The 19,774-nt window shown below is 66.4% G+C and carries 12 protein-coding genes and 1 pseudogene; 5 read left to right on the top strand and 8 right to left on the bottom strand.

Annotated features, from left to right (window positions below; all coding sequences use genetic code 11):
• Positions 1–449 (top strand): aminotransferase class III-fold pyridoxal phosphate-dependent enzyme (locus tag K675_RS31195; RefSeq protein WP_017905457.1); only part of this gene is annotated, 449 nt, incomplete at its 5' end.
• A gap of 83 nt (positions 450–532) precedes the next feature.
• Positions 533–751 (top strand): MbtH family protein, encoded by a 219-nt coding sequence (locus K675_RS0121105; protein WP_017905458.1) that lies wholly within the window; start codon positions 533–535, stop codon positions 749–751.
• Positions 752–810: 59 nt separating this feature from the next.
• On the opposite strand, the gene K675_RS0121110 is transcribed toward K675_RS0121105, so the two are convergent.
• The 8 genes and pseudogenes from K675_RS0121110 to K675_RS0121145 form a co-directional block, all read right to left on the bottom strand.
• Positions 811–1,773 (bottom strand): metal ABC transporter solute-binding protein, Zn/Mn family, encoded by a 963-nt coding sequence (locus K675_RS0121110; protein ID WP_017905459.1) that lies wholly within the window; start codon positions 1,771–1,773, stop codon positions 811–813.
• Complete coding sequence (locus K675_RS0121115; RefSeq protein WP_017905460.1) at positions 1,774–2,673, bottom strand: metal ABC transporter permease; 900 nt, start codon at positions 2,671–2,673, stop codon at positions 1,774–1,776.
• Positions 2,670–3,422, bottom strand: coding sequence for a metal ABC transporter ATP-binding protein (locus K675_RS0121120; RefSeq protein ID WP_017905461.1), 753 nt, complete (start codon positions 3,420–3,422; stop codon positions 2,670–2,672). Before K675_RS0121120 ends, K675_RS0121115 begins: the two co-directional genes overlap by 4 nt.
• Positions 3,419–4,400 (bottom strand): annotated as a pseudogene (locus K675_RS0121125) (metal ABC transporter substrate-binding protein). Before K675_RS0121125 ends, K675_RS0121120 begins: the two are co-directional and overlap by 4 nt.
• Positions 4,390–4,965 carry a DUF6162 family protein gene (locus K675_RS0121130; RefSeq protein ID WP_017905463.1) on the bottom strand — a complete coding sequence of 192 codons (576 nt, stop codon included), beginning with the start codon at positions 4,963–4,965 and terminating at the stop codon, positions 4,390–4,392. Before K675_RS0121130 ends, K675_RS0121125 begins: the two are co-directional and overlap by 11 nt.
• On the bottom strand, positions 4,962–5,318 hold the full coding sequence (locus tag K675_RS0121135) for a hypothetical protein (RefSeq protein WP_017905464.1): 357 nt from the start codon (positions 5,316–5,318) through the stop codon (positions 4,962–4,964). The genes K675_RS0121130 and K675_RS0121135 overlap by 4 nt, the downstream gene beginning before the upstream one ends.
• On the bottom strand, positions 5,315–5,854 hold the full coding sequence (locus K675_RS0121140; RefSeq protein WP_017905465.1) for a hypothetical protein: 540 nt from the start codon (positions 5,852–5,854) through the stop codon (positions 5,315–5,317). Before K675_RS0121140 ends, K675_RS0121135 begins: the two co-directional genes overlap by 4 nt.
• Entirely contained in the window at positions 5,851–7,059 is a 1,209-nt protein-coding gene (locus K675_RS0121145; protein WP_017905466.1) for a PepSY-associated TM helix domain-containing protein, read from the bottom strand. Before K675_RS0121145 ends, K675_RS0121140 begins: the two co-directional genes overlap by 4 nt.
• A 287-nt stretch (positions 7,060–7,346) precedes the next feature.
• Here K675_RS0121145 and K675_RS0121150 point away from each other — a divergent pair, with 287 nt between their 5' ends.
• The 3 genes from K675_RS0121150 to K675_RS0121160 all read left to right on the top strand — a co-directional run bounded on the left by K675_RS0121150 (position 7,347) and on the right by K675_RS0121160 (position 19,740).
• A complete protein-coding gene (locus K675_RS0121150) occupies positions 7,347–8,330 on the top strand; it encodes a TauD/TfdA family dioxygenase (protein WP_017905467.1) in 984 nt (327 codons plus the stop codon).
• Between the two features lie 167 nt (positions 8,331–8,497).
• Entirely contained in the window at positions 8,498–11,911 is a 3,414-nt protein-coding gene (locus K675_RS0121155; RefSeq protein ID WP_017905468.1) for a non-ribosomal peptide synthetase, read from the top strand.
• The gene (locus tag K675_RS0121160) at positions 11,908–19,740 is read left to right on the top strand and encodes a non-ribosomal peptide synthetase (RefSeq protein WP_017905469.1); all 7,833 of its coding nucleotides are present in this window, start codon (positions 11,908–11,910) and stop codon (positions 19,738–19,740) included. The genes K675_RS0121155 and K675_RS0121160 overlap by 4 nt, the downstream gene beginning before the upstream one ends.
• Positions 19,741–19,774 lie beyond the last annotated feature (34 nt).

The following is a 19,774-nucleotide window of genomic DNA, read 5'->3' on the forward strand; positions in this document are numbered from 1 at the left end:
TCGACACCTGGGCGCCGGGGGCACATGCCGGCACTTTCCGCGGCAACCAGATGGCCATGGCGACCGGTTCCGCGGTCATGCGCTACCTCAAGGAGCACGATCTGCCCGCCCATGCGCACGCCATGGGGGAGCGCCTGTGCGAACACCTGCGCCTGCTGCAGCGCGATTTCCCGCAGTTGGGTGATGTTCGCGGACGCGGGCTGATGCTGGGGGTCGAGCTGGTCGATCCGGACGGCGCACCGGATGTTCAGGGCCACCCGCCAGCACTGCCACGACTGGCACCGCTGCTTCAGCGTGAGTGCCTCAAGCGCGGCCTGATCCTCGAACTGGGCGGACGTCATGGCGGCGTGGTGCGTTTCCTGCCACCGCTGGTGATCACCGCCGCGCAGGTCGACGAAGTGGCCCGGATCTTCGGTCAGGCCCTGGAGGCTGCGCTGCCCCAGCTCTAATTTTTTGCCGGGGCCGAACGTTTTCAACTACACGAGTGCCACGCAAACGGCGTGGCCTCAACCCACTCTCATGGAGAACCGCAATGACTTCAGTATTCGATCGCGACGACATCGTCTTTCAGGTGGTGGTCAATCACGAGGAGCAGTATTCGATCTGGCCGGACTACAAGGCAATCCCCAATGGCTGGCGAGCCGTGGGCAAGAGCGGCTTCAAGAAGGAGTGCCTGGCCTATATCGAGGAGGTCTGGACCGACATGCGCCCCTTGAGCCTGCGCCAGAAGATGGACGCCCAGGTGGCCTGATTGTCGCGCGCCCAAAAAGGCACCTGCGAAGGTGCCTTTTTTATTGGGCGTTTTCCGGGCTAGATCGGAGCCAGGGCATCCAGCACTTGTCTGATCGACCCTTCGAGCCCGGTCAACGGATCGACGTTCTCGGTTTCGAGTACCAGCAGCGTGCTGCCAGCCTTGGCAATCGCCGCCTTCACCGCTTCCGGCGGCTGGCGGTGATCCAGCACCAGTTTCACATCGGCGTCCTTGAGGGTTTCGCTCAGTTTTGCCAGGGCCTCGGGTGTCCACTGCTCATCGCTGCGCGCATCGACCTGGATCAGCTCCAGGTTGAGCCCGCCGACCAGGTAGCCGAAGCGCTCGGAGAGGCTGAACACGCTGAGGTTGTCGGCCCTGGCCAGGCGCGTTTCGCTGTCGGCGCTGAGCTTGAGCAGGCGCTGCTTGAGCGTCGCCAGGTTGCTCTCGATCTTCGGCTTGGCCGCAGGCGCCAGGCGCACCAGGTCGGCGGCGGTCACGTCGGCCATGCGCCCCAGGTTGTTGCTCGACAGCCATGGCTGGCTGTTCAGGCCATCGGTGCCCTGGCCTGGTTGCACCGCGATGCCTGGCAAGGCGCCATCCACCGGGCGTGCGGCGTCGACCTCGACGATGCGCACGTTGCTGCGCCGGGCCATGATGTACAGCGGATCATCCGGCCACAGCGAGCGCAGGCCGATCACTGCGTCGGCCTGGTTGGCCAGCTTCTGCAGGGCGGGAGCGCCACGGCCGCTGAAGTAGGCGCTCTGGCGGCTGCCGGGCAGGTTGGCGTCAGCGGCGCGTTGCAGTTCGACGCCGCTGTCCTTGAGCAGGATTTCACCGAGGCCGTAGGTGACGGGCAGGCTGGCGAGGATACGCACGCTCTGTTTCTCGCCGCTGGCGTGCAGGGCCGCAGTGCCCAGGCCGTGGTTGGCGGTGATTGGCATCGGTGCCTGGCTGGAGAACGATGCGCTGCTGTAGAGGCCGCTCAGCAGCAGGGCAAGGGCGAGAGGGCGAAGATTTGGCATTTATCCGATATTCCCTTTGAGACTGGGCACGGTACCGCGGGCGATCGCCGCCAGGGCGAAGCCGAGACCGGCCATCAGGATGATCGCCGCACCGGACGGTACGGGCAGGTCGAACAGGATCGGCAGCAGGATGCCGCTCAGGGTACTGACGGTGGCGATCGCCACGGAGATCCAGAAGAAACCCTTGAGCGACTGGCTGAGCAGGCGCGCGGCGGCGGCCGGGATCACCAGCAGGGCACCGACCAGGATCGCGCCGATGACCTTCACGGCAGCCACGGTGATCAGCGTCACCAGCACCACGAACAGGTAGTCGAGGGCCTTCACCGCGACGCCGCGCACCGCCGCCAGTTGCGGGTTGAAGCTGGCCAGCATGATGCGGTTGTACAGCGGCAGGCTCAGGCCCAGCACCAGCGTGCCGACCACCAGCAGTACCAGCAGGTCGTTGCCGTTGACCGTCAGCACCGAACCGAATAGCACGTTTTCCAGGATGTGCACGTTGATCTTGCCAGCGAGCACCAGCAGCAGGCTGGCGCCGAGGGCCAGGGATACCGAGAGGAACACCCCGATCAGCGTATCGGGGGCCAGGCCGGTACGGTTGCGCAGGTAGTTGAGCAGTACACCGAACAGCAGGCAGTAGCCGAACAGGCTGCCATAGGGGCCGGTGTAGGGTTCGCCGAGCAGGATACCGATGGCCACGCCGGTCAGCGCCGCGTGCCCCACCGACTCGGAGAAGAATGCGAAGCGCTTGACCACCACCAGGGTGCCGAGGCCGCCCAGCACCGGGCCGATCAGCAGGCCGGCGAGCAGCGCGTTGATCACGAAACCGTAGGCCAGCGCGGCTGGCAGCAGGCCGTCGGTGGCCCAGCCCTGGATCATCAGGCGAAAGGCTTCATAGCTCATGGTCGGGCACCCTCGCTGCGTGGATGGGTGGAGAACAGCGTCAGCAGGCGCTCCGGGGTCAGTGCCTCGGCAGGGGAGGCGTCGAACAGGATTCGCCGGTTGAGGCCGGTGACCCGATCGGCCAGGCGCTTGACCGCCTCCAGGTCGTGTTCGATCCACAGCACGGTGATGCCGGCGCGGCGCCAGTCACCGAGCAGGCGCTCGAACACCTGGATGCCGGCTTCGTCGAGGGCCGACATCGGTTCGTCGAGCACCAGCAGTTGTGGCGCAGGGATCAAGCCCTGGGCCAGCAGCACCCGCTGGCGCTCGCCACCGGACAGGGCACCCATGCGCCGCTTGCGCTTGTCCCGCATGCCGACCCGCTCCAGCGCTTCGCCGATCGCCCCGGCGAAGTGCTGCGACAGGCCGAGGAAGGCCGGGCGGCGCTGGCACATGGCAGCCATGAAATCGTCGACGGTCATCGGCAGGCCACGGTCGAACTCCAGCGCCTGGGGGACGTAGCCGATGGTGCCCGGTGCACCCTGCCATTGCAGGCTCAGGTGGCCCTGGTGCGGCATCTGCCCGAGCAGGGTCTTGATCAGCGAACTTTTGCCACCGCCGTTGGGACCGACCAGCGCATGCACGTGGCCGGGGCGGACCTGGAAGCTGACATTGTCGAGAATGGTGGTGCGGCCCAGGGTCAGGTTGATCCCGTCGAAGTCCAGGGTCGGCCCGTTGGCGATGCGCTCGATGCTCTCGGCGGCGGTCATGCGCCCGCCTCCTGGATCGCCTTGACCACGGTGTTGAGGTTGTTGCTCATTTCCTTCTCGTACTTGTCGGCGGTGTAGTCACCGTAGGAAATGTGCGACAGCGGGTAGAGCTTCACCCCGGACTCGCGCTGGATGGTCTCGACGTAGGTGGACGGGAAGTCCAGCTCCGAGAAGATCACCTTCACATCCAGCTCGCGCAGTTGGTCGATGGTTTTCTTCAATTGGCTCGGACTCGGCTCGATCCCGTGGGCCGGCTCGACCACGGCGGTGACTTCCAGGCCGAACTCGCGCAGCAGGTAGTCATAGGCCGCATGCACCGTCGCTACCCGCAGGTCGGCGTTGGGCGCCTGGGTCAGTTTCGCCAGGGCGTCGGCGCGCAGCTGGCGCAGGCGCTTGCCGTAGGCGCGGGCGTTGGCGGTGTAGAACCTGGCGTTGTCCGGGTCGAGCTTGCCCAGTTCGCGGGCGATGTTGTTGACCTGGGCGATGGACGCGCTGATGGACAGGAAGGTGTGCGGGTTGACCACCTTGCCGGCGCCACGTGCGGCGATACCGGTGGCAGCCAGCAGCGGTACGTTCTCGTTGGCCTCGATCAGCGGGATCTGTGGTTTCTCACTGGCGGCGATCATGCGGTCGGCGAAGTCGTCGTGGCCGACTCCGTTGAGCACGATCACGTCCAGCGTGCCGATGCGCTTGATGTCCTCGGCCCGTGGCTCGTAGGCATGGGGGTTGAAGCCGGCCGGGATCAGCGGCACCACCTCGGCCTTGTCGCCGACGATATTGGCCACGTAGCTGTAGTAGGGGTGCAGGGTGATGCCGATGCGCAGGCGCTTGGCGGTGTCGGCATGGACCTGGAAGGTCGACAGGAGCGGCGCGAGCAGCAGGGCCAGGAGCAGGCGACGGCGGCTGAACAGGGCTGAAATGGACATGAGGGGGCGATCTTCTCCGGGTGAACGGTGTTTGGAGCGGCTCAGTGGCGATGCTGGCGGGTCACGCCGGCGTCGAATTGCGCGACCACCTGCTGCCAGCCAGCGGCAATCAGGGCGCTGTCGGCAAGGTCGCCGGGCACTGTCGGGTTGGCGTTGCGCGTGAGCCAGATATCCGGCGCGGCATTCGCGTCACTGCCGATCCGCATCAGGAACGAGCCGGCTGTCGTCGGGACCTGGCTCAGACCGAGGTACGCGGGCGACTCCAGCAACTGCCAGCGGTGGCCGCCGCGGCTGACCGAGCTGGCATCCTGGGCGAAGGGCGCGAAGCCTTCCTCGGCCAGTTGCGCGGGGGAGGGCAGGGCCTGCTGGTCCTGCTGCAGCAGGTGGATCTCGTCGAGGGTGACCCGCAGGTCGGCGTAGATGCCCTGTTCGCCCGGCGTGAGGTCGCGGCGGGCATCCAGTTGGTGGGCCGCGACCGGCGCGACATCCTGTTTCTCGCCGTGCAGGGCCACCACGCAACCGGCGACCAGCAGCACGACCAGGCAAAACAGCAGGACGTAGAGGGTTTCGTGGCCGGCACCGGCGGGGCGTACAACCTGGCTGGTAGAGGTACTCATGGGGCTTCGATGTCCGCCTTGTCCACTTCCACGACGTGACCGGGGCCGGCGTCGAACAGCACGTAGAAGTCGCCATCGGGTTTCTTGAAGGTCAGCGTCGAGTCATCGCCCAGCTTGCCGGGCAGCAGCACGGTTTCGTCATAGCCGATCACGTCCAGGGTGACGCCGGCGGCGCCGCTGCCATCGGAAAAACCGCCCTTGCACTGGATCTGCTCGGTGTCGATCTGCTTGCACTCGCACATCGGGTTATGGGCCCAGGCATTCAGGCTGAGGCCACTGGCTGTCAGCAGCAGCGCACGGCTCAGCAGCCGTCGCGGGGTTGTCGACGAGAGGAAACGAGGCAATGGATTCATGGGCGGGCACCTTGTTTTTTCAGCCAGGCAATGGTGAGTGGCGAGGCCTTGCTCAGGGGGACGGAGGCCTGGTGGACCGAGCCGTCCCAGCCTTCGAGGGTGACCCACAGCTCGGCGTCGTCGGCGGTGTTTTGCGGGATCGGCACGACGGCGCCCATGCGGTAGGGCGTGCCGAAGAAGATCACCCCGGCGGCCCGCAGGCTGCGCGGCTTGCCGACGCGCAGGTAGGTGGCCTTGACCTGTTCGCCGCACGCGGCGCAGAGCGTGGCATTGAAACTCTTGAAGTAGCCGGCGGGACCATCGCGGCGCGGTGCCTCGTCCCACAGTTCGGCCAGTTGCAGGCTCCAGGGGCCGGCCTGCAACGTCTGGACGTGCTGGCCCAATCCGCTGTCGCCACGAAACAGTGCCGCGTCGGAGAAGTAGCGCGGCATGAAGCCCAGCGGGATCAGCACCAGCAGAATGTTCAGATGAAAGCGCCACTTGTGCCAGAGGCGGTTCAGGGGCGAGATCGGTTGTACCGCTTCAGCCTTGCTCACAGGTTGACCTCCGGGGTTTCGGCGCCGAGGGTGGTACGGGGCCTGGCCTTTTCGGCTCGCTCGGCCTTGTGGCTGCGTTTCAGGGCATTGAGCGTGGCCAGCACGGTGCGCTTGCTCCAGATCAGCAGGCCGCTGAGCACCATCATGCTCAGCAGCAGGCCGAAGAAGAACCAGATCAGCTTGACCCACAGCCCACCGAAGTCACCGGTGTGCAGCGGTCGCATGGACTCGGTGACGAACTCCAGGCCCGTGCGGTCCGACAGCAGGCGCGACTGTTCGACCTTGCCGTTGTAGGGGTTCAGTTCCAGGGTCTGGTACATCAGCGGGTACCAACTGCGGCCGCCGACCTCGATGGCACTGTAGGCGTTGCCCGGCAGGCTGATGAAGCTGGCATCGAGCCCGGGTACCTGTTGCTGGGCGATGCGCAGGGCTTCGTCGGCACCGAGTCTCGGGGCCGCTCGACCATCGGCCGTCAACGGTGCGCTGTCGTGGGAGATGATGGCCGGGATGGGCCGGGTGGCGATGCTGATCTGGTTGTCGGCGAGAATCGCCTGGATCAGGAACCAGGTGCCGGTGATAGAGATCACCGCGATGAACCAGATCGACCAGATCCCGCTCAGGCGATGGAAGTCTCCCCAGAAGATCCGGGCCCCGTGGTTGAAGCGCAGGGTTGGCTTGAGAAAGCCTTTCCAGAAGCGTTTGTAGACCACCAGGCCGGTGATCAGCGAGGCCAGCATCGGTATACCCAGCAGCGATACCAGGTACCAGCCCCAGCTGTGGCCGTTGGTGAACGGTACCAGCCACCAGCCATGCAAGGCCCGGGTGAAGTTCTTGAAGTTGAACTGCGGACTGATGCCCTGGATCACCCCGGTGTAGGGATTGACGTAGACCGTCACCGAGCGTCCGTCCGGATAGCCGATATCGGCCAGCAGGGCGAAGTGGCTTTCGTCCGGGCGCTGGATCGACTGCACGATCAGCTCGGGCTCATTCTTCCTGATGGCGGCCAGCACCTGGTCGTAGCTGAGCAAGGGCGCGTCATCGGAGGGTTTGCTGGCGCGGATGTCGGGGTTGGCCAGCCAGACGATCTCCTGGCTGACCACCGCCAGGGTGCCGGTGACACAGACGATCAGGACAAAGAACCAGATGGGTAGCGCCAGCCAGCTATGGACCAGGAACCAGATTTTCGAGCGGGACTTCTTGGACATGGAAAGCGGATTCTCGACATCGGAGGAGGGTGCGGGGCCTGAGAGGGACCGCGCGCCCGAAAAAACCGGTCGTGGCTTTTGCCTACGCGAACGGCTGCATCTAAATGAGACGAATGAGCGGGCAAAAAACGCAGGGCTATATGAAAGTAAATGTTTCAGTGGCCGACAGCCGGTGTCCGGCACCGGCTAATTTTCCCCCTCGACCATCCGTTCCCTCCTGTGAAACCCGCTGTGCCCCACGTACGGGCGTTGGGGCGGCGGCCGAGGATCAAGGGAGAAGAGTCGTCATGAACAATGCGTTGAGTTTGGATATCCGGCCGCTGCTGACCGGTTCGGGCACCTTGCCCATGCTGATCCAGGCGCCTGAGCCCGGGCTTGACCTGCGCGAGGCGTTTGCCGAGTGCAAGGACCTGATCGATCAGCACCTCTACCGGGCTGGTGGTGTCCTGATGCGCGGCTTCGAGGTCGGTGGCGCCGAGGCATTTCGCGAATTCGCCGCGGCCTTCGGTCACCCGCTGCTCAACTATGAGTTCGGTTCGACTCCGCGCAGCAACGTGACCAAGGGGGTCTACACCTCCACCGAATACCCGGCGCACCAGAGCATTCCGCTGCACAACGAGCAGGCCTATACCCTCGAGTGGCCGATGAAGATCTGGTTCTACAGCGTGATCGCGGCCCAGACCGGTGGCGAGACGCCGATCTGCGACAGCCGCGAGGTCTATCGCCGGATACCGGCGCGTATCCGCGAGCGGCTGGTCAGCAAGGGCCTGATGTACGTGCGCAACTACGGCAACGGCCTGGATGTGGACTGGAGCCAGGTTTTCAATACCGAGGATGAAGCGCAGGTCGAGGCCTACTGCCGGGCCCATGCCATCGAGTGCGAATGGAAGGATGATGGCGAGTTGCGTACCCGCCAGCGTTGCCAGGTGGTGGCGCATCACCCGGTGACCCGGGAAATGGTCTGGTTCAACCAGGCGCACCTGTTCCACGTTTCCAACCTGCAGCCGGAGGTGCGCGAAGCGCTGCTCGAGGTGGTGGACGAGGAGGACCTGCCGCGCAACGTCTACTACGGCGACGGCTCGGCCATCGAGGTCGACCTGCTCGACGAGGTGCGTGGCGTGCTGGACGAATGCACCATCAGTTTCCCCTGGCAGGAAAACGATGTGCTGATGCTCGACAACATGCTCGCCGCCCACGCCCGCTCGCCGTTTACCGGCAAGCGCAAGGTGGTGGTGGCGATGGCTGAGGGCTATTCGCCGCCCGCCGACTGACCTCACTCGTCGCCATTGCCACGCCGATCCGCAGATTTTTACCGCTCTGCTTCGCCATACCCGAGAAACCGCCTGTCGGCACGCTAAATCCTCGGGTTGGCGGTTCGTCCTTGTTGATACGACCAGGCCCCACCGGCCGTGCCGCCGATCAGCAAGGACCCTCTCACATGAAGCCCCAAGACGCACAGAAACTCGCTCGCCGTTTCATCGAGCTGCCCCAGGACAAGCGCCGTATCTTCCTGGCTGCCATGGACCGGGAGGGCGTCGATTTCTCGCTGCTGCCCATCGCCGCCTGCGAGGGCGTCGCCGAGCGGGACGGCCTGTCCCACGCACAACAGCGCATGTGGTTTCTCTGGCAGCTCGATCCCCACAGTGCGGCCTACAACCTGCCAATGGCGGTGCGCCTGGATGGGCCGCTGGACCTGGCGGCGCTCGAGCAGGCCTTCAGTGCCCTGGTGGCCCGGCATGAATGCCTGCGCACGACCTTTGGCCAGGACGGTGAGCGGGCGTTCCAGCGCGTCGCCCCGGCGACAGCCGCCACGGTGCGGGTAGACGACCTGCAGGCCCTGGACGAACCACGGCGGCGGGCTCGCGCACGGCAGATCATGGCCGAGGAAGCCGGGCAGGCGTTCGACCTGCAGCAGGGGCCGCTGCTGAGCATCCGCCTGTTGCGCCTGGACGAACAGGAACACGTGCTGCTGCTGACGCTGCACCACATCATTGCCGACGGTTGGTCGATGAACATCCTGATCGAGGAGTTCAGTCGCTGTTACGACGCTTGCGTGGCCGGCACCACGGCCGAGCTGCCGGCACTGGCCGTGCATTATCGCGACTACGCGCTGTGGCAGCGCAGTTGGCTCGAAGCCGGCGAGCAGGCGCGGCAACTGGCCTACTGGCGTGAGCACCTGGGAGAAGAGCATCCGGTTCTCGAACTGCCCACCGACCGGCCGCATCCGGCCCAGGCCAGCCATCGTGGCGCACGCCTGGAAGTACGGGTCGACAGCGAGCTGCGCCAGCGACTCAAGGCCCTGGCCCAGCGCCAGGGGGTGTCGCTGTTCGTGGTGCTGCTGGCCTCGTTCAAGAGCCTGCTGCATCGCTACAGCGGCCAGAGCGATATCCGCGTGGGCGGCCTGATCGCCAACCGCACCCGCAGCGAGACCGAGGGGCTGATCGGCTTTTTCGTCAACACCCAGGTGCTGCGCAGTGATGTCCGCGGCCAGACTCCGTTCGTCGAGTTGCTGGAGAGCCTGCGCCAAGCCTCCTCGGGCGCGCAGGCGCATCAGGAACTGCCGTTCGACGCCCTGATCGAAGCCCTGCAGCCGGCCCGCAGCCAGAGCCACAACCCGCTGTTCCAGGTGATGTTCAATCACCAGCCGCTGGTTACCGACGTACAGGGCCGGCAATTGGCGAGCGGGTTGCGGGTCGCCCACCTGGACGACGAGCAGGGTATTGGAGAGGCCCGCCAGCACGCGGCCGCCAGCGACCTGATGCTGGAAACCCGCGAGGAAGGCGAGCAGCTGTTCGCGGCCTTCACTTATGCCACCGATATTTTCGACGGGGCGACCATCGAGCGTCTGGCCGGGCACTGGCGCAACCTGCTGGTTGCCGTGTGCCAGGACCCGCAGCGACCGATCGGCCAGTTACCGATGCTGTCGGCAGCGGAAGTCACTGGCCTGTTGGGCGCAGGTGACGAGAGCGTGGCGCCTGCGGACAGTCCGTTGTCGATGGTGCAACTGTTCGAGGCCCAGGCCCGTCGCAGTCCCGAGGCGACCGCGCTGGTCCTGGCCGATGCGGCCCAGGCGCCGAGCCTGAGCTATGCCGAACTCAATCGCCGGGCCAATCGCCTGGCGCATCTGCTGCGTGGGCACGGGGTGGGTCCGGAGGTGCTGGTGGGGCTGGCGATCGGGCGCACGCTGGATCTGGCCGTGGCCATCCTGGCGGTGCTCAAGGCGGGCGGTGCCTATGTGCCGCTGGACCCGCAAATGCCGCCGGCGCGCCTGGCCCATGTGCTGCAGGACAGTGGCCTGAAACTGCTGCTGACCCACAGCCAGTGGCTGGACGGCCTGCCGCCGCTGGGTGATGTCGAGGCCTTGTGCCTGGACCGTATCAACGCCGGCGGTTATGCCCAGGCCGACCTGGAACTGGCGCCGGCCCCGCAGTCGCTGGCCTATGTCATCTATACCTCAGGCTCCACTGGACGGCCCAAGGGCGTCGGTATCAGTCACCAGGCGCTGACGGAGTTCGTCGCCCGGGCCACGGAGTACAGTGGGTTGCTGGCGAGCGACCGGGTTCTGCAGTTCGCCACCAGCAGCTTCGACGGCTTTGTCGAGCAGTTCTTCCCGCCGCTGAGCCTGGGAGCCTGCGTGGTGCTGCGTGACGAGCGGCTGTGGGACAGCGCCACGCTGCACGAAGCGATCCTGCGTCATGGCATCACCCTGGCCGACCTGCCGGCGGCCTATTGGCACCTGCTGGTACAGGACTGGGCGGCCCGTCCACCCGTCGGCTATGGCGCCCTGCGCCAGATCCATATCGGTGGCGAGGCCATGGCCGTCGACGGTCTGCGCCTGTGGCGGCAGGCCGGGTTGGGTGGCGTGCGCCTGGTCAATACCTATGGCCCGACCGAGGCGACCGTGGTCTCCAGCACCTACGACTGCACCGGGCTGTCGGCCGAAACGGTGTCCTGGCGCGGTGTGCCTATCGGTTTCGGCCTGGCTCGGCGGCGCCTGCTGGTGCTCGATGGCGATCTTGAACTACTGCCTCAAGGCGCCATCGGCGAGTTGTACATCGGTGGCCCGGGCCTGGCCCGTGGTTACCAGGGCCAGTCGGCCCTCACTGCCGAGCGCTTCATCGCCGATCCCTTCACCCCGGGGGAGCGGCTCTACCGCACCGGTGACCATGCGCGCCTGCGTGAGGATGGCGCGGTGGAGTACATCGGCCGGGTCGACCATCAGGTCAAGGTCCGCGGTTTTCGCATCGAACTGGGTGAGGTCGAGTCGCGCCTGCTGCAGTGTCCCGGTGTGCGTGAGGCGGCGGTCCTGGCGCTGCCCCTGGCCGGTGGCACGCAACTGGTCGGCTACCTGGTGGCCGACCAGATCCTGGAGCCTGCGCAGCAGAGCGTCTGGCGACTTGAGGTCAAGGCGTCCCTGCAGGGCCGGCTGCCGGACTACATGATCCCCTCGCACCTGCTGGTATTGCCACGCCTGCCGCTGACCCCCAGCGGCAAGCTGGACCGCAAGGCCCTGCCGGTTCCCGATCCGAGCCAGTTGCAGGCCAGCTACCGCGAGCCCCAGACCGACACCGAGCGCTGCCTGGCGGGGATCTGGGAAGAGGTGCTGCAGGTGCCGAGGGTCGGGCTCGACGACCACTTCTTCGAGTTGGGTGGGCATTCGTTGCTCGCGGCCCAGGTGATCGCCCGGGTCAAGACGCGCCTGGAGGTCAGCCTGCCGCTGCGCAGCCTGTTCGAGAAACCGCTGCTGAGCGAACTGGCCGCCGAGCTGGCGACGCTGGGGCAGGGCGCTGCAGATAACGACTGGGCCGACATGGAACAGTTCATGAGTTCGTTGGAGGAGTTTGGAGCATGAGTGGCAACCCTGCGGTACGTATCGCCAAAAGATTCATCGGCCTGCCGCTGGAGCAGCGTCGGCGGTTCCTGGCGAAGCTGAGCGAGGAGGGCAAGGACTTCAGCCTGTTGCCGATGCCGGTCAGCCGCCATGATGTGGCGCGGATTCCCCTGTCCTATGCCCAGCAGCGCCTGCTGTTCCTCTGGCAGCTCGACCCCACCAGTGCCGCCTACAACATGGCGGCGGGCCTGCGCCTGCACGGCCAGCTCGACGAGTCGGCGTTGCAGCGTGCCTTCGAGCATATCGTCGAGCGCCATGAAGTCCTGCGCACGGTGTTCCTGATCGATGGCGAGCAACCCTGCCAACGGATCCTCGGGCACCTGGCGGTGCCGCTGACCCGGCTGGATCTGTCGGGTTGCGCCAACGAGACGCGTGAGACCGAGCTGGCCGAGCGGGTGGGGGCGATCACCGCGCAACCCTTCGACCTGCTCAACGGGCCGCTGCTGCGGGCCAGCCTGATCCACCTGGCTGCGGACGAATGGGTGTTGGTGGTGAGCATGCACCATATCGTTTCCGACGGCTGGTCGATGGATGTGATGGTCAGAGAGTTCGTCCAGGCCTACCAGGCGTTCAGCCAGGGGCGCGAACCGGGCCTGGCCGACCTGCCGCTGCAGTACGCCGACTATGCGATCTGGCAACGCAGTTGGCTGGAGGCCGGCGAGGGGGAACGGCAGCTGGACTACTGGCGCCGGCAACTGGGCGAGGAGCAGCCGTTGCTGGACGTCGCCGCCGATTTCCCGCGGCCGCCCGTGCAGAGTTTCGAAGGGCGGACCCTGAAGTTCGACTTCGGTGCCGAACGCTCGCGTCAATTGACGGCCTTTGCCCGCGGTCAGGGCATCAGCCTGTTCATGCTCGTGCTGGGCGGCTACTCGCTGTTTCTTTCGCGCCAGTCCGGCCTGCGTGACATCCGGGTCGGCGTGCCGAACGCCAACCGCGGCCGCCCGGAAGTCGAAGGCCTGATCGGCTTTTTCGTCAACACCCAGGTACTGCGTTGCGAAGTCGACGAGCGCCAGAGTTTCCTCGACCTGCTGGGCCATCTGCGCGAAAGCAGTTTTGGCGCCCAGGCCCACCAGGAATTGCCGTTCGAACAACTGGTGGACGCCCTGGCGCCCGAGCGCAACCTGGACCACAACCCGCTGTTCCAGGCCAAGTTCAACCAGAACGTCGGCATGCAGAAGCAGCGCTCGATGCAGTTGCCGGGCCTGAGCGTGGCCGAGTACCCGCTGCACAAGGACGGTACGCACTTCGACCTGGCCCTGGACATCACCGACGACGGCACGTTGATCCATGGCGAGCTGACCTATGCCAGCGACCTCTACCAACACGCGACGGTCGAGGGCTTTGTCCCGGCGTTGCTCGAGCTGTTCGATGCATTGCTGCAGGCCCCGCAGGCTCCGCTGTTCAGCCTGAACCGAGCGCTGCCAGCACTGCCGGCAGCCAGCCTGGAGAGCGCGCCGCTGGTGTTGCAACACTGGGATGCCCAGGTTCGTCGCCAGCCCGAAGCGCTGGCCGCGCGTTGCCTTGGGCAAACCCTGAGCTTCGCCGAACTGGACCAGGCTGCCAACCGTCTGGCCCATCACCTGCGCAGGCGGGGCGTGGGCATCGGTGAGCCGGTCGCGGTGCTGATGGAGCGTTCACTGGATTGGCTGACCAGCCTGCTGGCGATTCTCAAGGCGGGTGCGGTGTACATGCCGCTGGATACCAAGGCCCCGGATGAGCGCCTGCGGCAGATGCTCGAACGGGCTGGTGCGCGACTGTTGCTGGGCAGCGAGGACGATACACGACTGGATGGCCTGGTGCCGTCCGGCTGCGCCGCCCAGGCATTCAACCCGACCGACTGGCGCGAGCAGCCGGCCACTGCACCACGACTGGAGCTGTCGGCCCAGTCTGCGGCCTATGTGATTCATACCTCCGGTTCCACCGGGCAACCCAAGGGCGTGCTGGTCAGCCATGGTGCCCTGGCCAGTTACGTGCAGGGCCTGACACAGCGCCTGGACCTGGCGCCAGGCGCCAGCATGGCTCTGGTCTCGACTATTGCCGCCGACCTCGGGCACACCACGCTGTTCGGCGCCCTGTGCGGCGGCCGCACCCTGCATGTCTTGCCGGAAGCGCTGGGGTTCGACCCGGATGGGTTTGCCCAGTACATGAGCGAGCACCGAGTCGGCATCCTGAAAATCGTTCCCGGGCACCTCTCGGCCCTGTTGCAGGCGACCCGTGCGGCCGATGTCCTGCCGGAACACGCACTGATCGTCGGTGGCGAAGCCTGCTCGCCAGCGCTGGTGCGCCAGGTTCGCGAGCTGAAGCCGGGCTGCCGTTTCATCAACCACTACGGTCCCAGTGAAACCACCGTTGGCGTGTTGACCCACGAAGTGTCCGCCGCCGCAGCCATCGACCGTGGCATTGCCATCGGCCAGCCGCTGCCAGGTGCCCGGACCCTGGTGCTGGACGATGTGTTGAACATCGCTGCCGTGCAGGTGCCGGGAGAGTTGTACATCGGTGGTGCCAGTGTCGCCCTGGGTTACCTGGGGCAACCGGGGCTGACGGCCGAGCGCTTCCTGCCGGACCCTTATGGCGAGCCGGGCAGCCGGGCCTACCGCAGCGGTGACCGGGTGCGCTGCAACCGCCAGGGCCTGCTGGAGTTCATGGGGCGCAACGACGACCAGGTGAAGATCCGCGGCTACCGCGTCGAACCGGCGGAAGTCGCCCGGCTGATGCAGGGCTTCGACTCGGTCGCCCAGGCTGCGGTCCTGGCGTTGCCGATGGAAGACGACGCCACGCGCCTGCAACTGGTGGCCTACTGCGTACCGGCGGCCGGCAAGGTGCTGCAGGTCGAGGAATTGCGCCAGCGCCTGCAGGCTTCTCTGAGCGACTACATGGTTCCCGCGCAGATCCTGCTGCTGGAGCAACTGCCGCTGACCGCCAACGGCAAGCTGGACAAGCGGGCGCTGCCCAAACCGGGGCTGGTCAAGCAGCAATACACCGCGCCGGTGGGCGAGATCGAGGAGAAGCTGGCGGCGATCTGGGCCGATGTGCTCAAGCTGGAGCGGGTCGGCAGCACGGATAACTTCTTCGAGCTGGGCGGCGACTCGATCCTCAGCCTGCAGATCATCGCCCGGGCCAAGCGCCAGGGGATCAGGCTCAGTCCCAAGCAGTTGTTCGAGAAACAGACCATCGCGCAACTGGCGACGGTGGCCAGGCTGATCGAGAAGAAGGCGGCCGTCGAGGCGCCGCGGCAGGTCAGCGGCGAGCAGCCGTTGCTGCCGATCCAGGCGCGTTTCTTCGAAATGGACATTGCCCAGCGCCAGCACTGGAACCAGTCGGTGATGCTCAAGCCGCTCCAGGTGCTGCAGGCCGCCCACCTGGAGACGGCGCTGGCCGCTCTGCTGGAGCAGCACGATGCCTTGCGCCTGAGCTTCGTCGAACAACAGGGACAATGGCAGGCGCGTTATCAGCCTGCCCGCGCCGGCGTCCTGTGGTCGCGGGCGCTGGAGGACGTCGCCGGGCTCAGCGCCCTGGCCGACGAGGCCCAGCGCAGCCTCGACCTCAAGGACGGCCCGCTGCTGCGTGCGCTGCTGGTTCACCTGCCCGAGGGCGAACAACGCCTGCTGCTGGTGATCCATCACCTGGTGGTCGACGGGGTGTCCTGGCGGGTACTGCTCGAGGATCTGCAGAGCGCCTATGTCGCCGCTGCGGCCGGTCGTGCCGTGCAACTGCCGGCCAGGAGCAGTGCGTTCCAGCTTTGGGGCGAGCGCCTGCAGGCCCATGCGCGTAGCGAGGCGCTGGCGGCCGAGCGTGACTACTGGTTGGACAACCTGGGGGGCGTCATTGCTCCACTGCCCGATGATCGCCTGGAGCATCCGCTCCCTGGTGTCGGCCATGCCACCTCGCGGCTCGACAAGGCACTGACCCGGCAACTGCTCAGCGTCGCCCCGGCGGCCTATCGCACCCAGGTCAACGACCTGCTGCTGACCGCGCTGGCGCGGGTGCTGTGCCAGTGGAGCGAGCAGCCGTCGGTGCTGATCCAGCTCGAAGGCCACGGTCGCGAGGATCTGTTCGATGACCTCGACCTGAGCCGTACGGTCGGCTGGTTCAGCAGCCTGTTCCCGGTGCGCCTGACCCCACAGGCGGACCTGGGCGCCTCGATCCGTACGGTCAAGGAACAACTGCGGGCGGTACCGAACAAGGGGATCGGCTATGGCCTCCTGCGTTACCTGGCGGATGCGGATTTCTCCCGTCAGTTGCAGGCCTTGCCTGAAGCACGGGTGACCTTCAACTACCTCGGGCAGTTCGACGGTAGCTTCGATCAGGCCGAGGGCGCACTGTTCGTGCCCAGTGGCGAGAGCAGCGGTGCCAACCAGGCCGAAGAGCGCCCGGCCAACTGGCTGAGCCTCAATGGTCAGGTATTCGACGGCGAACTGGAGCTGGACTGGGGGTTCAGTCGCGCGCTCTACCAGCCCGCGACCATCGAGGCCCTGGCCCGCGCCTATGAGCAGGAACTGGGCCGCCTGGTCGAACACTGCAGCCAGGGCGGCCAATTGGGCGTGACGCCGTCCGATTTCCCGCTGGTGACACTGACCTCGGCTCAGTTGGCGCGCCTGCCGGTGGCCATGGCGGATATCGAGGACATCTATCCGCTGTCGCCGATGCAGCAGGGCATCCTGTTCCATGCGGTCGACGAGCCGGATGGCGCGGCCTACACCAACCAGCTACGGGTCGATGTGCGGCACCTGGACGTCGAGCGGTTCCGCGCGGCCTGGCAGCAGGGCCTGGACCGCCATGAGGTCCTGCGCTCGGTATTCGTCTGGCCGCAGGACCTGGCGGCACCGTTGCAGGTCGTTCGGCGCCAGGCGCGGATCCCGCTGGTGGTGCATGACTGGCGCGGACGCAGCGACCTGCCGGCAGCCCTCGAGCAACTGGCACGAGACGACCTGGCGGCAGGTTTCGAGTTGGGCCAGGCCCCGCTGTTGCGCTTGATCCTGGTACGCACCACGGCCAGCGATTACCACCTGATCCACACCAGCCACCATATCCTGATGGACGGTTGGAGCACGTCGCAACTGTTCGGCGAAGTGCTCCAGCGCTATGCCGGTGCCGCCGTCCCCCAGGGGGCTGGCCGCTATCGCGACTACATCGAATGGCTCGGCCAGCGTGACGCCCAGGCCAGCCAGGCTTTCTGGGCCAACGCCCTGGCCGAGCTGCAGGAACCGACCCGCCTGGCGAATGCCGTGGGTTGCCGGCAGGGGCTGACGGCCGGACATGGCGAGCACGAACACCGGTTTGGCGCGGCCCTGACCGCCGACCTGAACCGCTTCGCCCGCGAATACAAGGTCACCCTCAACACCCTGGTGCAAGCAGCCTGGCTGGTCATGCTGCAGCGCTACACCGGGCAGGACTGCGTGGCCTTTGGCGCCACCGTGGCGGGTCGACCGACCGACCTGGCCGGGGTGGAGCAGCAGATCGGCCTGTTCATCAATACCCTGCCGGTGGTCGCTGCACCCTCTGCCCAGTTGCCGGTGGCGACCTGGTTGCGGCAGGTGCAGGACCTTAACCTGGCGCTGCGCGAGCACGAGCATACCCCGCTTTACGATATCCAGCGCTGGGCCGGGCTTGGTGCGGGCGGGCTGTTCGACAGCCTGCTGGTGTTCGAGAACTACCCGATGGCCGAAGCTCTTGGCCAGGCTTCGGAAACGGGCCTCGAATTCACCGCTATCCGTCGCCAGGAACAGACCAACTACCCGCTGACGCTGGTGGCGGTCACGGGCGCCGAACTGAGCCTGGGGCTGAGCTATGACCGGGCCTGCTTCGATGCCCCGACCGTGGCGCGCCTGGGGCATGAGCTCGAGCACCTGTTGCGGGCCTTCATGGCCGAGCCGCAACAGGCGCTGGGCAACCTGGAACTGCGGGTTGGCGCGTCGCGCCAGGCGGCGCTGGACTGGGGCAGGGGCACAGCCACGGCGACTGACCCGCGTGACGTGCTCACCCGCCTCGATGCCCAGGTACTGGCCCAGCCGCAGGCCCCGGCGATCCTGTTCGCCGAACACGAAGTGGACTATGCGAGCCTCGACCGCCGTGCCAATCGCCTGGCCCACAAGCTGCGCGAGCTCGGTGTGGGGCCGGAAGTGCGGGTCGGTGTCTGCCTGAGCCGCACCCCGCGGATGATCGTCAGCCTGCTGGCGATTCTCAAGGCCGGCGGCGCCTACGTGCCGCTGGACCCCGAGTATCCGCAGGAGCGCTTGCTGCATATGCTGGAGGACAGCCGTGCGACGGTACTGTTGAGCGAGTCGCGCCTGCCGCGGTACCTGCCACGGGACCTGTCGTCCCGAGTGTTGCTGGTGGAGGAGGGTGAGGACTGGCTGCAGGCCTATCCGGCCCAGGCCCCAGCGGTTTCGATCCTGCCGCAGAACCTGGCCTACGTCATCTACACCTCCGGTTCCACTGGCAAGCCCAAGGGGGTGGCGATCAGTCACGGCAACCTGGCGGCGCTGATCCAGTGGTCCCTGGGCGTCTATGGTATCGAGCAGTTGCGCGGGGTACTGGCCTCGACCTCGATCTGCTTCGATCTGTCGGTCTGGGAGATCTTCGTCACCCTCGCGGCTGGCGGCTACCTGGTGCTGGCGGACAACGCCCTGGCCCTGGCCGAGCTGCCGCAGCGCGAGCGGGTCAGGTTGATCAACACCGTACCGTCGGCGATTGCCGCCCTGCAGCGCGCCGGACAGATCCCGGCGTCGGTGAGCACCATCAACCTGGCCGGCGAACCCCTGAAGCAGACGCTGGTGGACACCCTCTATGCCAGCACGCCGGTCAAACAGGTCTACGACCTTTATGGTCCGTCGGAGGACACCACCTACTCGACCTTCACCCTGCGCACCGCCCAGGGCTCGGCGAATATCGGCCGGCCGCTGGACAACACCGACGCCTACCTGCTCGACACCCAGTTGCTGCCGGTGCCGGAAGGGGTGGCGGGGGAGTTGTACCTGGCCGGTGCCGGGGTGTCCCGTGGCTACCTCATGCGGCCGGGACTGACCGCCGAGCGTTATGTGCCGAACCCGTTCGGGGTTGCTGGCGAACGCCTGTACCGTACCGGCGACCTGGTACGCCAGGGCGAGCGGGAGCAGATCGAATACATCGGGCGGGCCGACCACCAGGTGAAGATTCGTGGTTTCCGGATCGAACTGAGCGAAGTCGAGGCGCGCCTGCTGCAACTGCCGTCGGTGCGCGAGGCCGTGGTGCTGGCCCAGGACGGGGCGGCGGGCAAGCATCTGCACGGCTATGTCGTGGCGACGCAGGCCAACGATGATGCGCGAGCCTTTACCGACGGCTTGCGTACGGCGCTGGCCGGGCAATTGCCCGCGCATATGGTGCCGAGCCACCTGCACCTGATCGATGCCCTGCCGCTGACCCCCAACGGCAAGCTCGATCGCAAGGCGCTGATCGCCCTGGGCGGCAATCCGTTGCAGAGCCACTACCAGGCGCCGCAGACAGAGTTGCAGCGCGAGGTCGCCAGCCTCTGGCAGGAAGTGCTGGAGGTCGAGCGGGTGGGCCTGGGCGACAACTTCTTCCAGCTGGGCGGTCATTCGTTGCTGGCGACCCTGGTGGTGACGCGGATTACCGAGCGCCTGGGCGACAAGATCGCGCTCAAGGAGTTGTTCGCCGCGCAGACGCTGCAGGCTTTCTGCGAGCGCATCGAGGCCCTGCGCGGTGGTTTGTCACCCGCTCAGGATGAATTGGCTAAATCGCTGGAGGCCCTCAAACGTCTATCCCTCGACGATCTGGAAAAACTGGTTTCCTGACCGGTTTCTTGACTGATTTTTTGAGAGGGAACAA

This window comes from Pseudomonas fuscovaginae SE-1, from assembly GCF_000364705.1.
GTDB classification, from domain to species: domain Bacteria; phylum Pseudomonadota; class Gammaproteobacteria; order Pseudomonadales; family Pseudomonadaceae; genus Aquipseudomonas; species Aquipseudomonas fuscovaginae_A.